Source organism: Arthrobacter sp. E3, from assembly GCF_017353415.1.
Classification (GTDB): Bacteria; Actinomycetota; Actinomycetes; order Actinomycetales; family Micrococcaceae; genus Specibacter.
In genome coordinates this window covers 1-25481 of sequence record NZ_JAFMPX010000048.1, presented here as the reverse complement: position 1 = coordinate 25481, position 25481 = coordinate 1, and the positions used below count along the sequence as shown (strand labels likewise).

Annotated in this window: 27 protein-coding genes and 1 pseudogene; 7 read left to right on the top strand and 21 right to left on the bottom strand. The window is 61.6% G+C overall.

Annotation, left to right across the window (positions count from 1 at the left end):
- The first annotated feature begins 301 nt into the window (after positions 1–301).
- From JMA46_RS15335 to fabF, 6 genes are all read left to right on the top strand, one after another.
- Entirely contained in the window at positions 302–1636 is a 1335-nt protein-coding gene (locus tag JMA46_RS15335) for a DUF2254 domain-containing protein (protein WP_348770192.1), read from the top strand.
- A 48-nt stretch (positions 1637–1684) separates the two neighbouring features.
- Complete coding sequence (locus tag JMA46_RS15330; RefSeq protein ID WP_207346214.1) at positions 1685–3010, top strand: helix-turn-helix domain-containing protein; 1326 nt, start codon at positions 1685–1687, stop codon at positions 3008–3010.
- Between the two features lie 206 nt (positions 3011–3216).
- Positions 3217–4170, top strand: coding sequence for an acyltransferase domain-containing protein (locus tag JMA46_RS15325; protein WP_207346213.1), 954 nt, complete (start codon positions 3217–3219; stop codon positions 4168–4170).
- A complete protein-coding gene (locus JMA46_RS15320) occupies positions 4167–5228 on the top strand; it encodes a beta-ketoacyl-ACP synthase 3 (RefSeq protein WP_207346212.1) in 1062 nt (353 codons plus the stop codon). The genes JMA46_RS15325 and JMA46_RS15320 overlap by 4 nt, the downstream gene beginning before the upstream one ends.
- An 88-nt stretch (positions 5229–5316) precedes the next feature.
- Positions 5317–5562, top strand: a complete 246-nt coding sequence (locus JMA46_RS15315; protein WP_038462997.1) for an acyl carrier protein — start codon at positions 5317–5319, stop codon at positions 5560–5562.
- Positions 5563–5697: 135 nt separating this feature from the next.
- Positions 5698–6957, top strand: a complete 1260-nt coding sequence (fabF, locus tag JMA46_RS15310; RefSeq protein ID WP_207346211.1) for a beta-ketoacyl-ACP synthase II — start codon at positions 5698–5700, stop codon at positions 6955–6957.
- Positions 6958–7112: 155 nt separating this feature from the next.
- Here the strand turns inward: fabF and JMA46_RS15305 are convergent, their stop codons facing one another.
- The 21 genes and pseudogenes from JMA46_RS15305 to ffh form a co-directional block, all read right to left on the bottom strand.
- Complete coding sequence (locus JMA46_RS15305; protein WP_207346210.1) at positions 7113–7616, bottom strand: DUF3145 domain-containing protein; 504 nt, start codon at positions 7614–7616, stop codon at positions 7113–7115.
- A 213-nt stretch (positions 7617–7829) separates the two neighbouring features.
- Positions 7830–8765, bottom strand: coding sequence for a tyrosine recombinase (locus tag JMA46_RS15300; protein ID WP_207346209.1), 936 nt, complete (start codon positions 8763–8765; stop codon positions 7830–7832).
- Positions 8766–8829: 64 nt separating this feature from the next.
- A complete protein-coding gene (locus JMA46_RS17675) occupies positions 8830–9171 on the bottom strand; it encodes a hypothetical protein (protein WP_348770193.1) in 342 nt (113 codons plus the stop codon).
- Between the two features lie 12 nt (positions 9172–9183).
- Positions 9184–9500, bottom strand: a pseudogene (locus tag JMA46_RS17670) (LCP family protein); the annotation flags it as partial.
- Between the two features lie 455 nt (positions 9501–9955).
- Complete coding sequence (gene dprA, locus JMA46_RS15290; protein ID WP_207346208.1) at positions 9956–11164, bottom strand: DNA-processing protein DprA; 1209 nt, start codon at positions 11162–11164, stop codon at positions 9956–9958.
- 5 nt (positions 11165–11169) lie between these two features.
- Positions 11170–12723, bottom strand: a complete 1554-nt coding sequence (locus tag JMA46_RS15285; protein WP_207346215.1) for a YifB family Mg chelatase-like AAA ATPase — start codon at positions 12721–12723, stop codon at positions 11170–11172.
- The gene (locus tag JMA46_RS15280) at positions 12723–13079 is read right to left on the bottom strand and encodes a YraN family protein (protein ID WP_207346207.1); all 357 of its coding nucleotides are present in this window, start codon (positions 13077–13079) and stop codon (positions 12723–12725) included. The genes JMA46_RS15285 and JMA46_RS15280 overlap by 1 nt, the downstream gene beginning before the upstream one ends.
- A 122-nt stretch (positions 13080–13201) precedes the next feature.
- A complete protein-coding gene (locus tag JMA46_RS15275) occupies positions 13202–13534 on the bottom strand; it encodes a DUF2469 domain-containing protein (RefSeq protein WP_103467284.1) in 333 nt (110 codons plus the stop codon).
- 59 nt (positions 13535–13593) lie between these two features.
- Positions 13594–14265, bottom strand: a complete 672-nt coding sequence (locus tag JMA46_RS15270; protein ID WP_207346206.1) for a ribonuclease HII — start codon at positions 14263–14265, stop codon at positions 13594–13596.
- The gene (gene lepB, locus JMA46_RS15265; protein ID WP_207346205.1) at positions 14265–15185 is read right to left on the bottom strand and encodes a signal peptidase I; all 921 of its coding nucleotides are present in this window, start codon (positions 15183–15185) and stop codon (positions 14265–14267) included. The genes JMA46_RS15270 and lepB (JMA46_RS15265) overlap by 1 nt, the downstream gene beginning before the upstream one ends.
- Before the next feature lie 74 nt (positions 15186–15259).
- Positions 15260–15916 carry a signal peptidase I gene (gene lepB / locus JMA46_RS15260; RefSeq protein WP_207346204.1) on the bottom strand — a complete coding sequence of 219 codons (657 nt, stop codon included), beginning with the start codon at positions 15914–15916 and terminating at the stop codon, positions 15260–15262.
- A gap of 15 nt (positions 15917–15931) precedes the next feature.
- Entirely contained in the window at positions 15932–16291 is a 360-nt protein-coding gene (gene rplS, locus JMA46_RS15255; protein ID WP_207346203.1) for a 50S ribosomal protein L19, read from the bottom strand.
- Between the two features lie 234 nt (positions 16292–16525).
- Positions 16526–17368, bottom strand: coding sequence for a hypothetical protein (locus JMA46_RS15250; RefSeq protein ID WP_207346202.1), 843 nt, complete (start codon positions 17366–17368; stop codon positions 16526–16528).
- A 99-nt stretch (positions 17369–17467) separates the two neighbouring features.
- Positions 17468–18265 (bottom strand): tRNA (guanosine(37)-N1)-methyltransferase TrmD, encoded by a 798-nt coding sequence (gene trmD / locus JMA46_RS15245; RefSeq protein WP_207346201.1) that lies wholly within the window; start codon positions 18263–18265, stop codon positions 17468–17470.
- On the bottom strand, positions 18265–18864 hold the full coding sequence (gene rimM / locus JMA46_RS15240; protein WP_207346200.1) for a ribosome maturation factor RimM: 600 nt from the start codon (positions 18862–18864) through the stop codon (positions 18265–18267). The genes trmD and rimM overlap by 1 nt, the downstream gene beginning before the upstream one ends.
- 151 nt (positions 18865–19015) lie before the next feature.
- Positions 19016–19258 carry an RNA-binding protein gene (locus JMA46_RS15235; protein ID WP_026555249.1) on the bottom strand — a complete coding sequence of 81 codons (243 nt, stop codon included), beginning with the start codon at positions 19256–19258 and terminating at the stop codon, positions 19016–19018.
- A gap of 1 nt (position 19259) precedes the next feature.
- The gene (rpsP, locus tag JMA46_RS15230; protein ID WP_207346199.1) at positions 19260–19667 is read right to left on the bottom strand and encodes a 30S ribosomal protein S16; all 408 of its coding nucleotides are present in this window, start codon (positions 19665–19667) and stop codon (positions 19260–19262) included.
- A 306-nt stretch (positions 19668–19973) separates the two neighbouring features.
- Entirely contained in the window at positions 19974–20426 is a 453-nt protein-coding gene (locus JMA46_RS15225) for a hypothetical protein (protein ID WP_207346198.1), read from the bottom strand.
- A 133-nt stretch (positions 20427–20559) separates the two neighbouring features.
- On the bottom strand, positions 20560–21111 hold the full coding sequence (locus tag JMA46_RS15220; protein WP_207346197.1) for a GNAT family N-acetyltransferase: 552 nt from the start codon (positions 21109–21111) through the stop codon (positions 20560–20562).
- A gap of 43 nt (positions 21112–21154) precedes the next feature.
- Positions 21155–21853: an alpha/beta hydrolase gene (locus tag JMA46_RS15215; protein ID WP_207346196.1), complete on the bottom strand. Its 699-nt coding sequence runs from the start codon at positions 21851–21853 to the stop codon at positions 21155–21157.
- 136 nt (positions 21854–21989) lie between these two features.
- Positions 21990–23564: a signal recognition particle protein gene (ffh, locus tag JMA46_RS15210; RefSeq protein WP_207346195.1), complete on the bottom strand. Its 1575-nt coding sequence runs from the start codon at positions 23562–23564 to the stop codon at positions 21990–21992.
- Between the two features lie 257 nt (positions 23565–23821).
- Between ffh and JMA46_RS15205 the strand changes: the two genes are divergently transcribed.
- Positions 23822–25309 (top strand): glucose-6-phosphate dehydrogenase, encoded by a 1488-nt coding sequence (locus tag JMA46_RS15205; protein WP_348770191.1) that lies wholly within the window; start codon positions 23822–23824, stop codon positions 25307–25309.
- The last annotated feature ends 172 nt before the right edge of the window (positions 25310–25481 follow it).

Genomic DNA, 25481 nt, shown 5'->3' with positions numbered 1-25481 from the left:
CAAATGCTCGCCAAAACCGGAGAAATCGACGCCACCATCCCCACCCAAGCAGCCACCAAATACGACCTCCTCAACGTCAACGCAGGAACCACCGGCAACGCCGGCGGCGAAGGCTAAACACCACCAGCTCCCGTTTTATCCCGCGCTGAGCGCGAGATAAAACGGGGCACTCGTCGGCGTGGGCCCACCCACGAACACTGTGGCCGGTGAAACCTTTGACGGTTTCACCGGCCACAGCCGTACCACCTACGACTTCTCAGGAGCCCCTCGTGACCTTGCAAATCGCTTTTCCCGGTGAGCCGTGAGTGAGCTGAATGGCCGGACTGCACGCATTGTGGATGCGGTTCGCACCCAGCTGTGGCCTGTGCCAGCCATCGCCGTGCTCGTGGCATTGGCCGTCGGCACCGCCCTGCCTGCCCTGGACGCCACGGTAGACGGAAAATTGCCGGAGTCCGTTTCGGCGCTGCTTTTTAGTGGCGGCCCGGACGCTGCCCGTGCAGTGCTGCAGGCCATTGCCGGATCCCTGATCACCGTGACGTCTTTGACGTTCTCGCTGACAGTTGTCACGTTGCAGTTGGCCAGCAGCCAATTTTCACCGCGCGTCCTGCGCACCTTTGCCGCGGACAGGTTTGTGCACTACACACTGGCACTTTTCATGTCCGCCTTCGCCTTTGCCTTAACCGTATTGCGCAGCGTGCGCAGCAGCGACGGGCCGACCCCGGGGTTTGTACCGGAAATTTCCGTCACCGTCGCCTTTTTGTTGTCCATCGCCAGCATCCTGGGCCTGGTGCTCTTCCTTGCCCACCTGACCCGGGAAATCCGGGCAGAGACCATGATGCAAAAGGTGGCAGATGAAACCCGTGCCGCCTTGAATCGCAACTTTCCCGAAGAACAGGGCCCTCAGCACAACATCCCCGCCGCTGGTCCCAGGGCCATCCGCTTGGAATCCATCCGCACCGGATTCCTGACAGCGGTGGACCGTGCCGAATTACTCAGGCTGGCCGTGGCCGAAGACGTGGTAATCAGAATGGACGCGCTGCCAGGAACCTCCCTAGTGGAAGGCGTTCCCTTTGCCACCGCCTGGCCACTTGATTCACGAACTGAGCTGGACGCCGAGGCAGAGGAACGGCTCGGCAAACGAAGCAACGCGGCCATCTACACAGGCAGTGAACGCACCCAAGTTCAGGATGTGGCATTCGGCTTCCGCCAGCTGGTGGACGTCGCTGCGCGCGCACTCTCCCCCGGAGTCAACGACCCGACCACAGCGGTGCACGTGCTGGGCCACCTCTCCGGGCTGCTGTGCCAGGTTCTTGGCAGGATGCCCGGAACCCGGTGCCTCGTTGATGAACAGAACGTGGTCCGAGTGGTCCTGGGACTACCGGACATGGCTGACTTCCTTGAGCTCTCCCTAGCCCAGCCACGCCTCTACGGAGTGTCGGATCCTGCCGTGGCGATGCGCATGCTGAAACTGCTGCAGGAAGTGTCCTGGTGTGACAGCGCCGGTGCCCACCGTCCTGAGATTCTTGACCAGGCGCAAAGGCTGGAAGCCTGTATCGAGGCAGCCGAGCATTTGCCCCACGACCAGGCGGACCTGTTGGGGCTGGCGCGCACACTCGTGGCGGCCAACACCCCCTGATCCCAGACAAATAGCGCCAGCAGGCGTCCAAGGACATATCCTCAAGGAATGGCAGCTAAGAATTCGCGTGCGTCAGCCTTCCCGGCCGCGGCCTCACCGGCTGCGCCGCCAGCGGCTGTGCCGCCACCACCCGCGTCTGCCGCTGCCGATAGAAGCTCCGAGACGTTGGAGCGCCTGCGCGCCAGCATCGGCACACTCTCCACCATGATGCGCAGGGAGCTGGAGGAGACCCTGCCCTGGTACCGACGGTTGAGTGCAGATGAGCGCTCCGCCCTGGGACTGGTGGCACAAAACGGCATCACAGCCTTTGTCTCCTGGTATGAACACCCTTCCTCCCCCAGTTGGGTCCTCTCCGATGTCTTTGGCACGGCCCCGACGGAACTGACCCGTTCCATCAGCTTGCAGCGCGCCCTGCAACTGATCCGCACAGTGGTTCAGGTGGTGGAGGACAGGGTTCCGGAACTGGCTGCCCCGGAGGAACAAGTGGGCTTGCGGGAAGCTGTGCTGCGGTACTCCCGTGAAGTGGCTTTTGCGGCAGCCGATGTCTACGCCCGGGCAGCTGAAAACCGCGGCGCTTGGGACACCCGGCTGGAAGCGCTGGCAGTTGACGGCATCCTGCGCGGGGAAAACACCGACGCTTTGCAATCGCGGATCTCCGCCTTGGGCTGGACCTCGCACAGCCGTTTCACCATCATGGCCGGGCCAGCCCCGTCGGAACCCACGGCACCATTCCTTGCCACGTTGCGCCGGGCCGCGGGGAGGTTCGCCGAGGATGTCATGGTTGGTATTCAAGGCGACAAGCTGATCCTCGTTCTGGGGAACGTTTCCGCCCCGGAATCCGCCTATCCGCGACTGAGTGAGTTATTCGCCCCGGGCCCGGTGGTCTACGGTCCGCTGGCGGCCACACTTGCCGATGCGACGGCGTCGGCCAAGGCAGCCTTCGCAGGCATTGCCGTGGCCAGGGGATGGCCTTCGGCCCCGCGGCCGGTCTCCGCCGAAGACCTGCTCCCCGAACGGGTCATGGGCGGTGATGAATCCGCCAAACGCTCCTTGATCCTGAACATTTACCGTCCCCTTCTCGCCGCCTCCAATGGGTTGGTGGAAACCCTCAGCAGCTACCTGCAAGGCGGGCATTCCCTGGAAGCGGCCGCCCGTGAGCTGTTCGTCCACTCCAACACTGTCCGGTACAGGCTGCGCCGCGTCTGTGACGTCACCGGCTGGGACCCGCTCATCCCCCGGGAGGCCTTTGTACTGCAGACAGCGTTGATTGTTGGCAGACTCGGCACCCCGGCCAAGGGAAACCAGCCCAAAGGCACGCAAGCCAAGACAAACCAGCCAAAGGGTGCCGGAACCCAGGGTGTGACTGGCAAGTAGAGTCCACCCACCTGTGGTGACGAGCGCACGATTCCTCGGCCGCACTGCCTCCGACTACCCCGAGCGGTTGGTGTCTCTTCACTTAAAAAATGACCCGGATGGCATGCCACAGCGGAAGCTATTGTAGACTTCCTACAAATTGTGCCTGAGAGCTTGGTGCATGAAAACACCGTCTAAATGCCGCTAGGTTTGGAAAGCTGGTTAATGTGCTTGCAATAGTCTGCCCTGGTCAGGGCTCCCAGTCCCCCGGATTCCTTTCGCCATGGCTCGAACTCCCAGGCGTGCACGAACAACTTGCTGCTCTAGGCGAGGCCGCGGGCATCGATTTGCTGGCCCACGGAACCACCTCCGACGCCGAAACCATCAAGGACACGGCCGTGGCCCAGCCACTCATTGTGGCTGCTGGCCTCATTGCCGCCCGGGCGCTTTTGGGCGAGGACGCCACCGCCGCCATGGCGGGCCGCCCCATTGTGGTTGCCGGGCACTCGGTGGGCGAAATCACGGCCGCCGCCCTGACTGGAACCCTTTCCGAGCCCGAAGCCATGGCCTTTGTGCGTGAACGCGCCAACCGCATGGCCGAGGCCGCTGCAGCAACCCCGACCGGCATGGCTGCCGTGGTCGGCGGAGACCCTGAAGAAGTGCTGGCAGCCATCGCCGCAGCCGGCCTCACCCCCGCCAACATGAACTCCAAGGGCCAGACGGTTGCCGCCGGCACGCTCGAGCAGATCGCCGCATTGGCTGCCGCCCCGCCTGCCAAGGCCCGCGTCATCCCCCTCCAGGTTGCCGGCGCCTTCCACACCCACCACATGGCCCCCGCCGTGTCGGCGTTGGAGGCATTGGCCCCGTCACTGACCCCCCATGCGCCCAAGGTGTCGCTGCTCTCAAACCACGACGGCGCCGTCGTACTTTCCGGTGCAGCGGCACTTGAGTCATTGATCGCCCAGGTATCGCGCCCCGTCCGCTGGGACCTGTGCATGGAAACCATGTCCGCCATGGGCGTGACCGGCCTGATCGAGCTCACCCCGGCCGGAACGTTGGCGGGCCTGGCCAAGCGCGGCATGCCCGGCGTCGCAACAGTCGCTGTAAAAACCCCCGATGACCTTGCCGCCGCCCAGGACTTGCTGGCAGCGCACTCCGCGTCCAAAGAAGGAACACTGTGAGCACCCCCACCTTGAAGCAAAGCCCGGTCAATGCAGGTTCCCAGATCCTCGGCATTGGCGCGTACCGCCCGTCGGTGATCGTCACCAATGAGGACGTCTGCCAGTGGATTGACTCCTCCGATGAGTGGATTCGCCAACGCACCGGCATCGTCACCCGTCACCGCGCCCCGAAGGATGTCTCCGTCGTGGACATGGCAGTTGGAGCAGGTGCCGAGGCCATTGAAAAGGCCGGCATTGAGCCGTCGCAGATCGGGGCCGTGCTGGTCTCGACGGTGACGCACCCCTACGCCACGCCGTCGGCCGCTGCCTTGATCGCTGAGCGTCTCGGTGCGTCCCCGGCACCGGCCTTCGACATCTCCGCCGCCTGCGCCGGCTACTGCTACGGCATCGCTCAGGCCGACGCGCTGGTGCGTTCCGGCACCGCCAACTACGTGCTGGTCATTGGTGTGGAGAAGCTCTCCGACGTCATCGACAACCACGAACGCACCATTTCCTTCCTGCTGGGCGACGGCGCCGGTGCCGTGGTGGTAGGCCCCTCCGACGAACCCGGCATCAGCCCGTCCGTGTGGGGCTCCGACGGCAGCAAGTGGGAAACCATCGGCATGACCCACTCACAGCTGGACATCCGCGACTTCAGCGAGCATGCCATGAAAGGCGACGGCGTGGATCTGGCCGCCGCTGACGAAGCCCACTCGACGCTGTGGCCCACCCTGCGCCAAGACGGACAGACCGTGTTCCGTTGGGCAGTGTGGGAAATGGCCAAGATGGCCAAGGCAGCCTTGGACGCCGCCGGAATCACCGCGGCAGATCTGGGCGCCTTCGTGCCGCACCAGGCCAACATGCGCATCATCGATGAACTGGCCAAGCAGCTCAAACTGCCTGAGCACGTCATCATCGGCCGCGACATTGCCGACGCCGGCAACACCTCGGCCGCCTCAATTCCCCTGGCAACACACCGCCTCCTCGCAGAGAACCCGGAGCTCTCCGGTAAACTTTCGCTTCAGATCGGTTTTGGTGCCGGACTGGTGTATGGCGCCCAAGTGGTGCGCCTGCCCTAACACGTATCGCTCCACATCCGTGGGGTGATCATCATGCTATGAAACGATCAAGTCCTTGATCACAGCACAAGAAGAAAAGGAGCCGTCAATGGCTAGCAACGAAGAAATCCTGGCTGGTTTGGCCGAAATCGTCAACGAAGAAACAGGTCTGGCCCCCGAAGCCGTAGAGCTGGACAAGTCCTTCACGGATGATCTGGACATCGACTCCATCTCCATGATGACCATCGTTGTCAACGCTGAAGAGAAGTTCGACGTCAAGATCCCGGACGAGGAAGTCAAGAACCTCAAGACCGTTGGCGACGCCGTCAGCTTCATCGCAGGCGCACAGGCTTAAGCAGCCCGAGTGCTTTGGCCCTGTTTCACATCAGTGAAACAGGGCATGGTGGTTGGCCGGAAATGCAGGACGCCGGCCAACCACAAATATTTCCCAAGACCCTGCCCCGCTATCTTTTTTGTAGAGAGTTGAACCATGGCCCGCAAAGTAGTCATCACCGGACTGGGTGCCACGACACCCATTGGCGGCGACGTCCCGACCATGTGGAAAAACGCCCTGAAGGGTGTTTCCGGGGCCCACACGCTCACCGACGATTGGGTGGAAAAGTACAATCTTCCTGTTCATTTTGCCGCCAAGGCCTCAACTCCTGCCACCGAGGTACTGAGCCGCGTCGAGGCCAAGCGCATGGACCCCTCAACGCAGTTCGCCGTTGTCGCCTCCCGTGAGGCCTGGAAGGACTCCGGCATCACGGAGATCGACCACGACCGCCTCGCCGTGGCCTTTGCCACCGGAATCGGCGGCGTCTGGACCTTGCTGGACGCCTGGGACACCCTGCGTGAAAAGGGTCCCCGCCGCGTTCTGCCCATGACGGTCCCCATGCTCATGCCCAACGGCCCCGCAGCCGCCGTCAGCCTGGACCTTGGTGCCCGCGCTGGCGCACACACCCCTGTCTCCGCGTGCGCTTCCGGCACCGAGGCCCTGCACATTGGTCTGGAGCTGATCCGTTCGGGCAAGGCCGACGTCGTCATGGCCGGTGGCGCCGAAGCCGCCATCCACCCTATGCCTTTGGCCTCCTTCGCTGCCATGCAGGCATTGTCCAAACGCAATGACTCCCCCGAGACGGCTTCACGCCCGTACGACATCAGCCGCGACGGCTTCGTCATGGGTGAAGGCGCTGGCGCCTTGGTGCTGGAAGCCGAAGAACACGCCATTGCCCGTGGCGCCCGTATCTACGGCGAGCTCGCTGGCACCGCCGTAACCGCAGACGCCTACCACATCACCGCTCCGGACCCCCAGGGTCTGGGTGCAACACGTGCATTGAAGGCCGCTTTGTATGACGCCCGGGCCCTGCCCGAGGACGTGGTGCACGTCAACGCCCACGCAACCTCCACTCCGGTAGGCGACAAGCCGGAGTACACCGCGCTTAAGGCAGCCCTGGGTGATCACGTGGACAACGTCTGTGTTTCTGCCACGAAGTCGCAGATGGGTCACCTGCTGGGTGCTTCCGGTGCCGTGGAGTCCGTGCTGACGGTCCTCGCCGTTTACCACCGCGTAGCCCCGGTCACCATCAACTTGGAAAACCAAGACCCGGAGATCCCCTTGGACGTCGTTACCGGTTCGCCGCGTGCACTGCCTGAGGGCGAGATCATGGCACTGAACAACTCGTTCGGCTTCGGTGGCCACAACGCCGTCGTTGCCATCCGCAGCACCGGACCCAAGGTCGAAATGGCCTAGCCCTTCCACCCTTGATTGCGAAAAGCGGCGCCCACCAAGATGGTGGGCGCCGCTTTTCTCGTCCGTGCGTGCCGGGAGGGCGTTGGTGGGCGTGGGTGGGGCCACGCGCCCGAGGGACCCGCTGTGAGCTTGCGAGCGGTGGGAGGGCGTGGGGACTAGCCTACGTGGTGGAGCCAGCGCACAGGGGCTCCGGCGGCTGCGTGGCGGAAAGGCTCGAGCTCTTCATCCCACGCTTCACCGAGGGCCAGTGACAGCTCCTGATAGACGATGGAGGGGTCACCCTTGCCTGCCTCGTAGGCGTACCGGATGCGGTCTTCAGCAACCATGATGTTTCCGTGGACGTCGGTGACGGCATGGAAGATCCCCAGCTCCGGCGTGTGAGACCAGCGCGAGCCGTCAACGCCTGCGCTGGGGTCCTCGGTGACTTCGTAGCGCACGTTGGCCCAGCCGCGCAGCGCCGATGCCAGCCTCGCACCGGTTCCGGCAGGGCCGTGCCACGAAAATTCAGTGCGCAGCACATTGGGCGCCGCGGGCTGTGCAGTCCACTGCAAGTCCGTGCGCTGATCCATTACACCGGCAATGGATGACTCAATGTGCGGGCACATCACAGCCGGGGCTGAGTGCACAAACAAGACACCACGCGTGTTTTCTACCTTCATTCCATCCTCCATTGCAGTAGGTGCGTCTTCCCCAACGACCTTCTTCAGGATGAAACAATGGTTGCGTGGATCCGCTATGAACGGGCCCTGATCGTCCGGGCTGGATGGCCGGACATAGCTTGTTTCTCTTTAGCTGTCTTTCATTCTGCCGTAGCCGGACGCTTTGCGCCACCGCGAGGGCAACAAACGGCATGATGACGGAATTTCACTCGACTATGCACGCGGATGTGCCGTGCGGTAGCTGTCCCGCAGCCGCTCCACTGAGACGTGCGTGTATAGCTGGGTTGTTGCCAATGAGCTGTGGCCCAGGATTTCCTGCACGGCCCGCAAATCAGCCCCGCCGTCGAGCAAGTGAGTGGCCGCCGAGTGACGCAACGTATGCGGCCCAGTGGCGGAGGTATCCCCCAAAGCGGCAAAGAGCCTATCAACCACCGTCCGCACCGTCCGCTGGTCAATCCGTCCGCCGCGTAGACCCAGGAACAGTGCAGCACCGCTGTGCGCCCTAAGCAGTCCTTTTCTTCCCACCTGAATCCACTGCCCAAGAGCAGTATCGGCAGGTACACCAAAGGGGACAGTTCGTTCCTTGTTGCCCTTACCCAAAACTGTGACGGTACGCCGTTCACGATCCACGTCATCAACGTCAAGCCCGACAAGTTCACCCACACGGATACCGGTGGCGTAAAGCAGCTCTACCATGGCCAAGTCGCGAAGAGCCACAGGTTCGTGTGACTGCGCATCCATGGCCATTGATTCAAGAAGCCGGCTGATCTGCTGTTGCTGCAAGACTGCCGGTAGTGTCTTCTCTCGCTGGGGAGCCTTGAGCCGAAGCGCCGGATCAACGGCGATGATTTCTTCACGCAGTGCCCACGCAGTAAAACTACGAGCCGTGGCCGTACGGCGGGCCAGCGTTGAGCGGGCTGTGCCAGCGGCGCTTTGCTCGCCGAGCCAACGCCTCAGGGAACCCAGATCCAGGTCTGTCAGCGTGGTGTTTCCTTCAGCAACGGCATGAATCAACAGCGCATCGATGTCACCGCGATAGGCGCGAATAGTGTGCTCGGAACGGCCGCGCTCCGTACGCAAATATCGTTCAAAGGCCTCGGCCGCCTGTGCCAGCGCAGCAGGCAGGGCAGCGCGTTCTTCCAGATCCACAACTCCACTGTGCGCTGTTGGAAGCCTTGGGGCAACTTGCCCCGCCGCGAACGAACCGGCTTCGTTAGCCCAATCCGGCAGATTTGAGGTATGCCCCCAACGTGTCTTCACTCAGGGCCGTGGAAATGGCGGCGATTGCGGCGTCGTCCCTGAGCACAATCGACTGTCCATCGGCACTGGTTCCCGTCCCCAGGGTGGGCAAGGTGAAGGAAATGACATCTGAGCCCCGCACACTTTTCAGGCTGAGCGCAAGCGCGCCGAGAGTGGATGACTTGAGTCCGGAATCGACACTGACGTACGGGGAAACCTTGTCCACAAGGTCCATCACCTTGACTGGGTTTGTCAGTGTGGACGGCGAGAGAACCTTGTTCAGCACGGCTTTGAGGAAGATCTGCTGGTTTTTCACTCTTTGGTAGTCCCCGTCGGTGAAGGCGTACCGCTCCCGCACGAAGTCCAGTGCCTGATCGCCGTTGAGCAATTGCGGGCCGGCCTTGAACGTAATCCCTCCGCGCAAAGTGGTGAAGTCCAGTGGCACGTCCACCTCCACCCCACCGAGGGCGTCGGTGATGCCTTGAACCCTTCAAAGTTGACGATCGCCACATGGTCTACCCGGTTGTTGAACATACCCTCAAGTGTTTGCACCACCAGCGGCACGCCCCCGTAGGCCATGGCAGCGTTGATTTTCGCTTCCCCGAAGCCGGGGATCTCGACCCAAGTGTCGCGCATGATCGACATCGGGTAGATGTTCTTGCGATCGGCTGGTATCTGCACCCACATCATGGTGTCTGATCGTTGATCGGACAGGTTCCCTTCTTCTGCCAGGTTCAGCGAAGCACTGCGGCTATCACTGCCCAACACCAGCACATTCGGGGCCTCGGCGGCCGGCCCCTGCGTGGGTTTGACCGGCCTGAGCGTTTCACTGGGGAAAGCTTTGGAGATGGTCTCCGACTTGCTGTCAAAGCTGCGGGACAAGTTGCCAAAATAGACCACCGCGACGACCCCTGCAAGCAGCGCCACCAATACCAGCGCCAGCACGATCAGCAGAACATTCCTACGTTTGTTGGACCGTCTGTGGCGGGGTACTGGGTTCTGGGCATCGGCACTCATAGTGGACATCCTGCCATTCCAGGATGGGGTTTGTCCGGATCCAGCGCAGAATTGTGGACAAGGGGTTGTCGTCGTAGAGCACGTTATTGGGCACGGCGCACCCATCCACCCCCGCGTCGTTCGGCCAGCCCTTGCACTTCAAGCCGTCCCAGCCCGGACAGCACGGTGGCTGCACCAAGACCGGCTACAACACATAGCTTTTCCACACTTGTCGCGGTGCGCAACGGCAATGCATCCATCACCAGCAGGTCAGCGGTGCCCAAGCCGTCATACAGCGCGGCCTGCATCTGTGGCTCAACCACAAGATGCTCTCCCATGGCTCCTGCCAGTTCAGCGATGTCAGCGGCATCCGTGACACAAACGGCGCTGCCCTCTTTCAGCAGCCTGTGGCATCCGGCCGAATTAGCCGAATACACCGAGCCCGGTACTGCAGCTACCACTCTGCTCAGCCGTTCGGCGTGGTGAGCGGTGTTGAGTGCTCCTGAACGCCACCGGGCTTCCACGACCACCGTGACCGAACAGAGTGCTGCTATGAGACGGTTTCGTTGCAGGAAGCGATAGCGGGTGGGGTTGGTACCAGGAGGCACTTCGGCCACGATCATCGATCGTTCTGCAATGGTGCGCAACAGATCTTCGTTGCCGGACGGGTAGAACCTGTCCACTCCCCCGGCCATAACAGCCAGCGTGGGTAGCTGGTTTGGATCTGTATCCGCTGCCAGGGCACCACGGTGGGCGTGGGCGTCAATGCCGTAGGCTCCGCCGCTGACTACCGTGAATCCGCACTGCACAAGCGAACTGGCAATTTCAGCAGTGACGTTCGCTCCGTAGCTTGTGCTGTCCCGTGAACCAACCACCGCAATACACTTGCCTTGCGAAGGAATCGGCTGCCTTCTCCCCCTACACCACAAGGCGATGGGTGCCGCCAGTTCCAGGTCATCGAAGCACCGCGGCCAATCGTCGTCTTCGGGGATTAGAAGCCTGCCACCAAGCCGTGCCACAGTAGCCAAATCCCGCTCAGGGGCAATATCAGCCAACCGTGGTCGCCACCGCTCCAATGCCTCGGCCAACCCTGTCCAGCGTTCCGTACCCACCTCGTTGAGAATCTCTGTGACATGCTGTTCCACTGTCGCGTGGGAGGCATCGCTACTGCCGATCAAAGCCAGCGCGTCTTCCGGACCCAATGCCCGGATCAGCGCCAGCCCGGGCAAGTCTGACGGTTCCATCAAGCGAGTCAGGGCTGCTCGTGCGAGGCGCAAGGCCGTCTCAGCTGCAATGCCGCTTCCGTGGTTCATGGTGTTCACAGTCCCTCGCCTCGTTGCCGCAATGTCAATGCCAACCCAACATCATCGCTGCCCGGCCGTTCCCGTCCCTGCAGGTCCGCCACAGTCCAGGCCAGGCGCAGCACTCTGTCGTAGCCCCGGGCGCTGAGCACTCCCGTCCCCATCGCCTTGTCCAGCAGCGCCGTATGGTGGCCACCGAGTCGCAGCGGGCCGCGCAGGATCCGGCCACTCAAATCAGCATTGTGGACCAGTCCCCACTGTTTGAGCCTGTCGCTGGCAATGTTGCGTGCTAGCAGTACACGCCCGGCAACTTGTGCGCTGGATTCGCGGGGTTCGGTGCTGGCCAACTGGGAAAGTTGCAGCTTGTTGACTTGAAGCTGGATGTCGACTCTGTCCAACAGCGGGCCTGAAAGCCTGCCGAAGTAGCGTCTGCGGGCCATGGGCGTGCACTCGCAGTTGATTCCCTTGCCCGTGGCTTTTCCGCAGGGGCAGGGATTGGCCGCCATAATGAGTTGGAAGCGGGCAGGGTAGGCCGCAGTTCCGGCAGAGCGGTGAAGCACCAGCTCACCACTCTCCAGGGGCTGCCGCAGGGCATCAAGGACCCGCTTGTCGAACTCGGGTGCTTCATCCAGGAAGAGTACGCCACGGTGTGCCCGCGAGGCAGCCCCCGGGCGAGGAATGCCGCTGCCACCACCAATAATCGCAGCAGTGCTGGCAGAATGGTGCGGCCGCTCATAGGGCGGGCGGCGCATCAACTCAGCAAGCCCATTGCCCCTGTATTCCAAGGAATGGATGGCTGTTACTTCCATGGCCTCGGCATCGTTGAGATCCGGCAGCAGTCCGGGCAGACGTTCTGCCAGCATGGTCTTGCCGGAACCAGGCGGGCCCACCATCATCAAGTGGTGGCCACCTGCCGCAGCAATCTCCAAGGCCAATCTGGCCACCGGCTGCCCGGCCACTTCCGCCATGTCCATCCCAGCCTGTCCGTCGGCCGTTGCTTGTACTGCCTCGGCGGGTACGGCGCCGGAGTTCCAGCCTGCATCTAGCGCTGTCAGATCCTTCGGGTCTGCATCGAAGTCAAGGACCACCTGCGCCAGGCAGTCATAGGCGCGCACCTTCGCTCCCGTCACCAATTGGGCTTCGGCCAGGTTGGCTGCCGCCACCACAAATTCCCTGTGTCCAGCGCTATAGGCGGCGAGCACGGCCGGCAGCACTCCGCGCACGGAACGGAGCCGCCCGTCGAGCCCTAACTCGGCCAGAAAAACTGTGCCTCCGGTGCGCCGCACGTCCCCGGCGGCATTCAGAGCCGCCATCACAATGGCCAGGTCAAAACCGGAGCCCCTCTTAGGCAGCGATGCAGGCACCAGATTCACCGTGATCTTGCGTCGGCTCAGCGGAATCCCGGTATTCTGCGCGGCAGAACGAATTCGTTCCCGGGCCTCCGACAGGGATGCATCCGGGAGACCCAGCAGAATAAAGTTCGGCAGGGTTTGGCCGATGTCTGCCTCCACCTCAATGACATGGCCGTTGAGTCCCACAAGCGCGACGGCCAGCGCCCGCCCCATACCCATCAAGCCACACCCCTCAGATGGTCGATGCAAGGAGCGGATGTACGGCCCAGCACAATGCCTACGGCATCAATGCGCAGCGGAGCAGCAACCCGTTGGTGTTCCCGCGCCCACAGCACCGCCAAGGTGCGCAGGCGCACCAGCTTGGCCCGGGTTAGTGCCTCCAGCGGATCGCCGTAGCGCCTGGAACTGCGTGTTTTGACTTCGACAATGACAAGTTCGCCACCGTCGAGCCCGACCAGATCAATTTCGCCGCTGGCACACCGCCAGTTGCTGTCAATGACCCTGATGCCGTGGTCTTCCAAATAGTCCGCGGCCAGCCGTTCACCGGCCTGGCCCAATGCATCTTTTGCTTTCATGACCGCCTCCACTGCCAGCTTGGCTGGCATTGGCACGGCAAAACAGCTCAGCGGCGGCTAATGTGCACAGACAGCATAAAAGCGTGTGCTGTGGAGGAAAGAACGTCCCTGCGAATACCCGGTTAGCCCAGCGGGCCGAGTTCCCCGTCCTTGGGGATCTGCAGGTCGTCGGACTTGATCAGCTCTTCGACGTTGACGTCCTTGAAGGTGATGACACGCACGTTCTTCACAAAACGGGCTGTGCGGTACACGTCCCACACCCAGGCGTCCTGCAGCGTCAGGTCAAAGTAGACCTCACCGTCTGCGGAACGAGCCTGCAGATCAACATGGTTGGCCAAATAGAATCGCCGCTCAGTCTCCACCACGTAGCTGAACAGGTTCACCACGTCACGATATTCGCGGTAAAGCTGCAACTCCATGTCGGTTTCGTAGTTTTCCAGATCCTCGGCGCTCATGGTTCCATCATGCAACACTTGGGGCCCACTTGCGCAACACGACGGGCCCGTAAGACAAACTAGATGAGCCGCCAGCTCTTGCGGTGGTAGTCGGTGGGGCCCAGCTCGGCAATGGCGGCGCGATGCGCGGCCGTGCCGTAACCCATGTTCGTCTGCCAGCCGAAGGCGGGAAACTGTTCAGCGAGCCCTGCCATGATGCCGTCGCGTTCAACCTTTGCCAGCACGCTGGCGGACGCGACGGACAGGCACGTCATGTCCGCCTTGATGCGGGTTTGGATCCGCCAGGGCACAGCAGGAGCCTGCGCCGCAGCGGCGAATAAGTCCAAAGCTGGCTGCTCCGGGGTGGACAACCAGTCCTGGTTGCCGTCCAAAATCACAAAGTCAGGCACCAGCGTCGCGGCGGCTTGGGCCATGGCGCGCGCGCCGGCCAGGCGCAGGGCGGCGACCAATCCGACGTCGTCAATTTCCTGTGCCGAAGCATGCCCGACGGCGCTTGCCGCAGCCCAGTCGGCAATGGCTGGAACGAGGGCCTCACGCACCAGCGGCCGCAGCAGCTTGCTGTCCTTCACCCCCGGCAATTCGGCGGCAGTATCCGCGTGGATGATGACGACGCCAACGCTGACTGGCCCGGCAAGGGAGCCGCGGCCCACCTCGTCGCAACCGGCGACCAGCTGGTAGCCCTGTGCGGCAAGCTCGCGTTCCCACTCCATGGTGGGGGCAGCAGCTGCCATCACTGCCCTGCCGGTGCGTGCTGTGCCGAGGAAACGCTTGCGCTCTTGGCGTCAGGGACCTTGGTGAACACGTCCGGGTAGTTGCCCAGGATGGTCCAATGCGACAACGGCCACGCAATGACAACTGCACGACCCTCGACGTCGGCGACGGGCACAAAACCCGTCCCGTCAAAGGTCTGGTGGTAGCGGGAGTCCTGCGAGTTGTTGCGGTGATCACCCATGACCCACATGTGCCCTGCAGGGACCGTGACGTCAAACGTGGTGTCGGACGGCGCCGCGCCAGGATACAGGTACGGCTCAGTGATCGCTTCCCCATTGACGGTCAGCTTGCCATCTGCACTGCAGCACACAACCCTGTCCCCCGGCATCCCAATGACGCGCTTGACCAGGTGTTGCTGGGAATTATCCGGCGCCAAGCCAATGAATGTGGCGGCATCGTTGATCCAGCTCAGTGGTCCTTCAGCAGCAGGCGTTGAAGTCAGCCAGCCCTGGGTGTCCTTAAAGACGACGACGTCTCCGCGCTTGAGTGCGAATGGTTCGGGTACCAGCAGGTTGACGAAGATCCTGTCATTGATCTGCAAAGTGTTTTCCATGGAACCTGAGGGGATGAAGAACGCGCGGAACAAGAATGTTTTGATCAGGAAGGAAAGCACGATGGCGATGACCACAATGGCCAGCAGTTCCTTGCCCCATGCCCACGCTTGGCGCCCGAAACGCGCGGTGGCGGTGCCGTCGTCGTTTTTGTGCGGGAAGGACTCAGGCTCGGACGAAGCATCAGGCGTCGAGGAGGGTGCAGGCGCGTCGGAGGGTTGAGCCGGCGCAGGCGTACCAACTGTCTCAGGCGACTCGTCCGGGAGCCGGGGGTCGTTGTTTTCTGGCTCGAACCCGTCGGGTTCCCCAGGAGCACTGTGTTGCGTCAACGTTCATTTCCTTAGCAAAGTCAGGATGGAAGCCTGGGTGGTGGTCACCGCCGTCGGGCATGGGCGTCTGTGCGCTACGGCAGCTTTGTGTCGCTGTCAATGACGTGGAGGCGTCCCAGCGGCCACACGGTGGCAAAGGGCGAGCCAACGACCTTGGTGGTGGAGATCAGGCCACCGCCGGGAGCGCCCAGCAGTGAGCGTGAATCCAATGACACGTTTCTGTGGTCGCCCATGAGCCACAACTTACCTTGCGGCACGGTCACCTCGAAGTTCAACGCGCTGGGTTCATCCCCGGGATACAGGTAACTCTCAGAAACTGGGACCCCGTTGATTTCCAGAAGTCCACCGTCGGTGCAGCACTTGACGGTGTCACCGGCGACGCCCAAAACCCGCTTGACGTAGATGTTGTTGTTGGGCACCAGGCCGAGCCACTGCCCCGCACCGATGATCCCCTCCGCAACAGGAGCAGTCCCAGAGTTCAGCGGCGTGAAGGATCCCCGTCCATCAAAGACCACCACGTCCCCGCGTTCAATGGGACTGCCGGCGAAACTTGTTCGCGAAACCAGCACACGATCACCGGACAACAGCAGTGGCTCCATGGATTCGGAGGGAATGAAATAGACATCCACCCACAGGTTCCGCAATAGCGCCAAGAACACGAAGATGACGACGACTGCATAAACAACAAAACGCCAGCCCAGTTTCCTGGACTGGCGTTTCGCTTGATTCAAAGTGCGGATCCCTTGTTACTTGGCGGGAACGTTGTCGCGCTTTTCCTTGATCTTTGCAGCCTTGCCGCGCAGGTTGCGCATGTAGTACAGCTTGGCGCGGCGAACGTCACCCTTGGTGACAACTTCGATTTTGTCCAGAACCGGGGAGTGTACCGGGAAGGTACGCTCAACACCGACGCCGAAGGAAATCTTGCGAACCGTGAAGGTTTCGCGGATGCCATCGCCCTGGCGGCCAAGGACGAAGCCCTTGAAGACCTGGACACGTGAACGGGAACCTTCAATGATGTTCACGTGAACGTTGAGGGTGTCCCCGGCACGGAAGGCGGGGATGTCGCTGCGCAGGCTGGCTGCGTCAACAGAATCGAGAATATGCATTTTCTCACTCCAGGCAAACACCACAGGTCATTTGCTTTGTGTCACGACTATCATGGACGGCGCAGGGCCAGTCATGAAAAATCGAAAGTTATGGACCGGATACCTAGACTAGGCCACCGGCATGCCTTCCTGTTGACGAACGCTCCCCCTGTGGCAGGAACGCGCCCAGTCGGCACATGAGACCATTTTGCCATAGTTGCCCGCCCAACAACTAATTGCCTCGGCAAATCTCACCTACGGAAAGATCGCCTTGGGCGTCGCGTAGCACGCGCGGAGGTACGCGACGGTGATCTGCGCCATCGAGGGTTTGCCAAGAAAAGAGTATGACGTTGGGTTGGCGGAAACCGCATCTGCGAATTGTTTCGCGTCTTTTTCGACTCCCGCCACGTAGTCAACCCAGGCAACTGCTTTGGTCAGTGACGCTGGCTGCCAACGAGCGCTGAGTTTCTTGGTGACAGCTGCAACAACGCCGACGCCGCTATCTGCATCTTTTCCTTTTTCGGCGGGCTTTTCGGCAGGGGCAATCATGTCAAAAATCATGCTGCAGGCCTGCTCTTCGACAACCTCCTCAGTCGCCTGGATAAGGTCATCCATGAACCTTGGTTCATTTTCCACCATTGAAGTGGTGGCGACTGTCGCACTCGCATTAGTGCGGGCCTGCGTACGGGCGGCCAAAACGGCGGTATCGGCTTGCGACAGGGCTACCCTCGCTAAGTTCACGTTGTACTCCTGGAACACAGGAAGACTCAGCGCCTTTTCTTTGGTAGTCCATGTTGAAGTAGAGATGTTGTCGATGTCTTTCCGTGCAAGAACTAGGTCGTCAATTTCATTTGGTGACGACTTCACCACGGTCCCTAACTTATCTAGTGCCTTACTAAATATCGGCCTAACCAGGGTACTCGTCGACTTGGTGGCGCTGCCGGCGCCACATGAGGAGACCAAGGTACCCGAAGCAGCCAGCAGGCCAGCCAACAGGAGTGCGCTAATTCTGAATGGAACTTTCATGCGGACAACCATCCAATCCAATGACGGCAGGAACATTTTGGCGTTCGGCCAAGCCGCGGCTTCGTCCTCCAAAGGAAGTCGCCTCAACGCATCGTCGTGACGACCACTACCATGGAGAAGCTCATGATATGCCCGGTACCGCAACCGGCGCTAGAGTGCTGGCTGACGCAGTTAAGCGTCCGTGCGGCGCACTGCCCTGCCGTCGACGACGGCGTAGCCCAGTTCCCAGAGCACGTTACGGTCGGTTTTGCTGAAGGCTGCAACGTCAAGGACGTCGATCAAATCCGGGCGGCGGTCTGCGGTGCGGCGCAGCTGCAGCTCCTTGCGGAACTTGGCGATCTTGCCGTGGTTGCCGCTGAGCAGTATCTCGGGAACCTCGCGCCCACGCCAGTTGGAGGGCTTGGTGTAAACGGGGTATTCAAGCAGGCCGTCGGAGTGGGACTCCTCAATGAGGGATTCGGGGTTGCCCACCACGCCGGGAACCAGTCGGCCAATGGCTTCCACCATGGCCAGCACGGCGACTTCACCACCGTTGAGAACGTAGTCGCCCAAGCTCACGGGGCGGACAGTGTATTGCTCAGCAGCCCATTCCAGCACACGTTCATCAATGCCTTCGTAACGTCCGCACGCGAAGACCAGATGGTCCTCATCGGCTAGTTCATAGGCCAGTTTTTGGTTGAACACTTCCCCTGCCGGTGAAGGCACGATCAATGTTGGCTTGGTGCCCTCGGCCAGCGGGGATGCCTCCGCTATATCGCTGAGCGCCATGGCCCACGGCTCAGGCTTCATGACCATCCCGGCCCCGCCGCCGTACGGGGTGTCATCCACCGTGCGGTGCCTGTCCTTCGTGTAGGAGCGTAGGTCGTGCACGGAAAGTTCCAGCAGGCCCTCGGTGCGAGCCTTGCCGATCAGGCTCAAGTCAAGGGGTGCCAGGTACTCCGGGAAAATGCTGACCACGTCAAAACGCATTACTGGCCGCTGCTTTCCGAACCATTGTCTTCCGAGTCGTTGTCTTCCGATCCTGCCAGGTCCGCTGCTTCACCGGTTTCGTCGTTTTCCGCAGCGTCCTTGTTGACAGTGAACAGTCCTGCCGGAGGGGTCAGGCGCACATACCCGCCTTCGACGTTCACTTCCGGGACGATCTCGTCCACAAACGGAACCAGGACTTCATCGCCGTCATTATCTTCAACAATGAGTAGGTCCTGGACCGCCTGGGTACGCAGTCCGGTGACCTTGCCGACCTTCGCGCTGCCGACCCGAACCTCAAGGTTCAGCAACTCGTGTTCGTACCAGGCGTCGTCGTCCTCGTCATCATCTGACTCAAAGAACATGGTGGCCCCGCGCAGCAGCTCTGCCTCGTTGCGGGTGTTGGTGCCTTCGAAGCCCAGCAACAGGATGTCCTTGTTCCAGCGGGAGCTCTTGACCGTCAGGGTGCCGAGCTTGGCCGGTTCCACGACGAACTGCGAGCCGACGGCAAAACGCGAGTCGGGGGCATCGGTGAGGACCAGCACGGTCACTTCCCCGCGAATGCCGTGGGGCTTGCCAATCCGGGCAACCTGAACCTGCATGGGTACTCCTAAGTGCTTGCTAAAAGAGGTGCTTACTAAAAGAAAAAGGGAAAAATTTGGCCCCGCCACCATTATGGTGCCGGGGCCAAACGTTTGGCTTTACTGCTGAAAACGGCTCGCACGGCCAAAGCCGGGCAACGTTCGGGGCAGGTTAGCGGCGGCGGTCGGTGTCGACAACGTCAACACGCACCGGTTCGCCGTTGGCCAGTGCTGCAACCACGGTGCGCAAGGCACGGGCGGTGCGGCCCTGTCGGCCAATAACCCGGCCCAGATCGTCTTGGTGAACGCGCACTTCGAGAGACTCCCCGCGGCGGTTGTTCTTGACGCTTACCTTTACGTCCTCGGGAGAGTCAACAATCCCGCGGACCAGGTGCTCCAGCGCTTCAGCCAACAAGTTACTCGGCCTCGGTGCTCTCAGCAGCCTCTGCCTCGTCGGCCTTCTTGGCCTTCTTGGTGATGGCTTCCTTGACAACAACGTTCTTGGCCTCGGGAGCAACGAATGCTTCCTTGGGAGCCTTGGTCTTCAAGGTGCCTTCGGCGCCCTTGATGCCCTTGAACTTCTGCCAGTCACCGGTGATGCGCAGCAGCTTTGCAACAGGCTCGGACGGCTGAGCGCCTACTCCCAGCCAGTACTGTGCGCGATCGGTGTCGATCTCGATGAATGAGGGCTGCTCGGTCGGGTGGTACTTGCCGATTTCCTCGATGGCACGGCCGTCACGCTTTGAGTGTGAGTCCATGACGACGATGCGGTAGTACGGTGCACGCATTTTACCAAAGCGCTTAAGGCGAATCTTTACGGCCACTTTTGTGGTTACTCCTGGTTCGAAAAAGGGGCGATCTCCGTTTCACGCTCCCGTGGGGCGGGCCGATCTGCGGATTTCTAAGGACAGGATCATCACGCGGAGAGAGGGGCCACGTGGATCGAGTACCTGACCATTATGCCAGAGAATCTTTCCTGCGTGCGACGCGTTACGGGAACCGCGCGCCGTGTTGTTCGTCATGGTGCCGACGATGACTCTCCTCGAGGTCTCTCGAGTTGCCACTTGTGGTGCCGTGAGTCGCTCTGATGACACCACAACTGGCAACTCGAGGAAGAAGTGTCCGTGGCGTTATTCTGCGGAGTAGAAGAAGAGGCTCATTTTGGCGTTGTCTTCAGCAGCCTTCACCGCGGCGACAGACATGGCTGCCAGAGCGCGCACCAGCGGCTCGGTCACTGCCGGTGTGGATTCCATTTCCTCCGCAGCTGCCCATTCTGCGGCCAGCTCGGAAACTTCTTCCTGATCTTCAAGCCCATCCAGTTCAGCAAACACCTCAAGGAGGGCATCCGGCACTGCAAACAGATTGTCGAGTTCAATGTCGACAAGGCTCAGCTCGGAAGCCACACCCCTTGCATGAACTTTCTTCACCGCGTACTCGCCCAGCACTTCAATCTCAAAGTCGCTCAGGCCCGGAGTCGGCAGCACAGGCACGTCGATGGCAGGGGATTTTCCGCCCTGGCGAGCCTTGGCCCGGGCGACAGCCTGGTGGTGGTCGGCGATGAAGAACTCAGAGTAATTGGCCACGCAGGCGCCTTTCAAAATAGTGATCCGGGCCGTTAGCTTCCCGGTCAGCCTCGCACCACAGGGAGCGGACTGCATGTCCTCAACACTAACGTGCTTCTGTTTCGTCCACGGAAAACCCGGCGAAATCAACGACTTAGAAGTGGGGGCCGCGCCGAAATCGTTCATCCAGCAAATCCGCTCTCCCACCCAACGCAGCGAGCATCGCGATACGCGGGCCCAGCCCGTCAAGGCCCAGCTCGGCTTCCCGCCGACGGATGGCGCGCAGTTCTGCACCCCATTCTTCGCTTGGCAGTGCCGCGAAGCCGCAACTCGCATAGAAGGGAGCGTTGAACGGGACGTCCCTGAAAGTTGTCAGGGTCATGGAATGAAAGCCCGCCTCTTGCGCCCATGCCTTGGCAGCCCCAAGCAGAGCTCGGCCGATCCCCTGCCTGGCATATTCGTTGTTGACGGCCAACTGCGTCAAGTGGGCGTGGCGATCAACAATCTCAAGGCGCGCAAATCCCACGGGAGGTCTTCCCGCCACCATGATGTGAAACGCTTCGGCAAATTCTCCAGCAGTTCCCGGTGGTGGAAAGCTGTCCGTGTCGATGCCCGGAACCAACGCATCGAAGGCAGCGTCGGCCTCGGCCTCAATGAACGGCAACAGCCCGAATTCGCTCAATGCCGCCGGCCGGATTTCAATCATGAAGAAAGACTATCCAGAAGCACTGACATTGGCAGCTTCGCAGCTACGCCGCGCGAACGTCTGCAACCCGCAGGAGCTCCTCGATGAGGGCCGCACCGCCGGGGGTGTCCTGCGGACGGTGCCCGCCCCGGTGGACGATGTGCTGGGCACCGGTGGTCTCCAGATACTGTGCCACTTCTTCATAGAGCGGTTCCCAACCACCGGTGACAACGGTGGTTGGCACTCCGGGCACAATGTGCAAGGGCGCCTGTGTGGAGGGCAGCTGCAGTCTGGCCCGGGCTGCCACACGTCTGGTGGTCTCGGTTCCGGGTGGACTCGCAACCGCCATCAACGTATTGAACTCGGACAGGAAATCTTTGTCCGTCAGCTCCTTGGCATGGGCAAAAAGATCCGCCAAGTGCACCGAATATGCTGCCGTGGCTGGCAGCTCCGCCGTCAGCGACAGCAGCAGCGGTTCCAGCAGGACCATGGACCACACAAGATCCGGGCGCTGCACCGCGGCCATCATGGCGGCGATGGCACCTTGGGCATGGGCAACAACATGCCCGCCGTTGCCCAGCGCATCAATCACCAGCCGCGCATCGGCAGCAAAGTTTGTCGGCACGGGAGGTTCGACGGCGTTGAACCCGGTCCGCTTGATGAAGAGGCAGTCATAGTTCCCGGCTAAAAGATGCTGGGCTGGCCATGCAGCTGTGCCATAGCCGTCCATGCCGTGCACGAACACGATCCGCGTTTTACTCATTGACGCAGGTTACCGGATGTCACTGAAAAGTTCCCTGACAACACTCGCAACACCGAAACAGGCGCACCGCTGCCGAGCCGGCTGGATCCCGGTTCGGCAGCGGTGCGCCTGTTGCAAATAGAGACGTTGGTTGGGGTTACTTCCCGAGGAACTTGTCAAAGCCCTTGGGCAGGTTCAGGCTTGAAGGATCAAAGTCCTCGGCACCGGCACCAAACGAAGCACCTGTGGGCAGCGCTTTGGGTGCGTTGGCCTTCTCCTGAGCGGCCTTCAGTTCTGCGGCAGCCTTGGCAGGGTTTCCGGAACGTGCCTTCTTCTTGGCAACCTGCTTGCCCTTGCGGGCACCGCCGAAGCCACCGGGACCGGGCATGCCCGGCATTCCGGGGATCCCTCCGCCCTGAGCCATCTTCTTCATCATTTTCTGAGCCTGGCCAAAGCGTTCCAGCAGGCCGTTGACCTCGGAAACGTGTACGCCGGAGCCCTTGGCGATGCGAGCGCGGCGCGAGCCGTTGATGATCTTCGGGGCCACACGCTCGTGCGGGGTCATGGAGCGGACAATGGCTTCCACCCGGTCAATTTCACGCTCGTCGAAGTTCTCCAGCTGCTGGCGCATGTTGGCCGCACCGGGCATCATCATGAGCATCTTCTTCATGGAGCCCATTTTGCGGATCTGCTGCATCTGGGACAGGAAGTCATCGAGCGTGAAGTCTTCACGGTCGGCGAACTTGCGCGCCATCCGCTCGGCTTCGTCCTTGTCCCAGTTCTTTTCGGCCTGCTCGATGAGCGTGAGCACGTCACCCATGTCCAGGATCCGGCTGGCCATGCGGTCGGGGTGGAACAGCTCAAAGTCGTCCAGGGACTCGCCCGTGGAGGCGAACATGACCGGCTTGCCGGTGACCGACGCGACGGAAAGTGCGGCACCACCGCGGGCGTCGCCGTCGAGCTTGGTCAGGACAACCCCGGTGAAGTTCACGCCCTCGTTGAACGCCTGGGCCGTGTTGACGGCGTCCTGGCCGATCATGGCGTCAATGACGAACAGGACCTCGTCGGGGTTGATGGCGGCGCGGATATCCGCGGCCTGCTTCATCAGTTCCGCGTCGATGCCCAGGCGCCCGGCAGTGTCGACGATGACGACGTCGTGCAGCTTGGACTTGGCTTCGGCCAGACCGGCCATGGCCACCGCTACCGGATCGCCGGTGGCACTTTCAAATTCGCTGCTGACTCCGGGGTGCGGGGCGAAAACGGGGACGCCTGCACGCTCACCGTTGACCTGCAGCTGCTTGACGGCGTTGGGACGCTGCAGGTCGGCAGCCACCAGCAGCGGGCTGTGGCCCTGGCCCTTGAGCCACTTGGACAGCTTTCCGGCAAGCGTGGTCTTGCCCGCACCCTGCAAACCGGCCAGCATGATGACGGTGGGCGGGTTCTTCGCCAGGTTGATGCGGCGCGTCTCCCCACCAAGGATGGCCACGAGTTCTTCGTTGACGATCTTGACGATCTGCTGCGCCGGGTTCAGCGCCTCGTTGACCTCGGAGCCAAGGGCACGTTCACGGACCTTGGCGGTGAACGCGCGCACCACGGGCACTGCGACGTCGGCGTCCAAGAGGGCGCGGCGGATCTCGCGCACTGTGGCGTCGACGTCGGCCTCGCTCAGCCGGCCCTTGCCACGAAGGTTCTTGAAGGTGGCTGTCAACCGATCAGATAGGGAGTTGAACACGCGGCGCGCACTTCTTTCGTCTGGGATTAACCAGCACCCGCACGGCCGGACCACATGGCCTGGCCGCGCGCGGAGCGGCAATTTACATTAGTCAGGATGAGACCGGCAGGACGGGGCCACTGGCTCCGTCCCACTCCCTTTCCTGAGGGACTCAACTACCAAGGGTATCAACTGCGACGCCATGGTGTGTGCAAAACTCGACCAGATCCGGGTGTCATTGCCACCCAATGCGCCAGACACCGTGCGATGCTGGGACGGTGACGACTCCCACAGCATCCTCCAGTACCTCCACTTCCACGCACGACGCCGGGTCCCCGGCCAAGTCGCCTAACTCAAGCGGGCGGGTCAAGACCTTGGTGATTTTGGGCGCGTCCGGTGACCTCACCGGCCGACTCCTGCTGCCCGGCGTCGGCCGCCTGGTTGCCTCCGGCAGGGCTTCGGGCCTTGCCCTGATCGGTGCAGGCAACGACGATTGGTCGGACAAGCAGTGGAAGGATCGGCTCACGGAAAGCTTTTCCCACGCGATGGCCCCTGGCGGTGCGTCAACGGATGCCGGCATCAAGGACCTGCAGAAACTTCAGGACGGCAGCAGCTACCACCAGCTCGATGTGACGGCCGAGGGTGAGCTGGGCAAGTTCCTCAAAGATATTCCAAGTCCCATAGCGCTCTACTTTGCGCTGCCGCCGGCCATCAGCCAAAAGGCATGTGAAGCCCTGACTCCGGAAGATCTGCCATCCGGCACGCGGCTGGTCATGGAAAAACCGTTTGGCTCCAGCACGGAGACAGCGCGCGCGCTCAATGACACGCTGGCCGGATTGGTCCCCGAGGACCACATCCACCGGATTGACCACTTCCTGGGCAAGTCGACGGTTTTGAACATCTTGGGGCTGCGCTTCGCCAACAGGCTGCTGGAACATTCCTGGAACGGAGTGCACATTGAAAAGGTGGAGATCATTTTTGATGAGGCCCTGACGTTGGAAAACCGTGCCCGGTACTACGACCATGCAGGGGCCGGGCGTGACATGATCCAAAGCCACCTGCTTCAGGTGATGGCCATCTTGGCCATGGAACCACCAGCCACCTTGGGTGAACAGGACGTTCGTTCCAGCATTGCGACCGTCCTTCGGGCCAGTTCAATTGGCCGCAACGGCAGCGACCTGGCGGACTTCACCCGTCGTGCCCGCTACACGGCTGGCACCATCGGTGAGCGCAAGGTCCCGAACTACCTCGACGAGGAAGGCGTGGAAGCAGCCAACGGCACCGAAACACTTGCCGAAGTTGAAGTATTCATCAACAATTGGCGCTGGGCGGGCGTGCCGTTCATCCTGCGCTCAGGAAAGGCGCTGGGCCGCTCCCGCAAGGAAGCCGTCGTGACATTCAAGCCGGTGCCCCACCTGCCTATTGGGTTCAAGGGCATCGACTCACCAACCCGCCTGCACATTGGCTTCGGCCCGGACACGCTGGTGCTGGACCTTGACGTCAATGGTCCCGGCGACGTGTTCACCCTTGACCGCGTCAATTTGAAAGCGAAACTGGGCAGCGACCCGCTCCTGCCCTACGGTGAAGTGCTCGAAGGTGTCCTCAACGCAGATCCGCTGTTGTCTGTTCGAGGAGATATTGCTGAGGAATGCTGGCGGATTGTGGAGCCCGCCTTTGCCGCCTGGAAGGAAGGCACAGTCCACATGGAAGAGTATGCAGCTGGCACCGATGGCCCCGCGGATTGGACCACCAGCAACGACGAGTAGCCTCACGGGACTTCAGTTATGCGCTGGATTCGACGTTGAATGATGCGCCACGAAAATTGTCAAGCTGTGTTGAGTCACTTGGCTAGTTTTTGTGGTGTTTGTGGTTTGGGTAGGTTGATGCCGACGTGTTTGGCGGGGGCTGGTGTGGTGGGTGGCCGGCGGAATCTTTCGG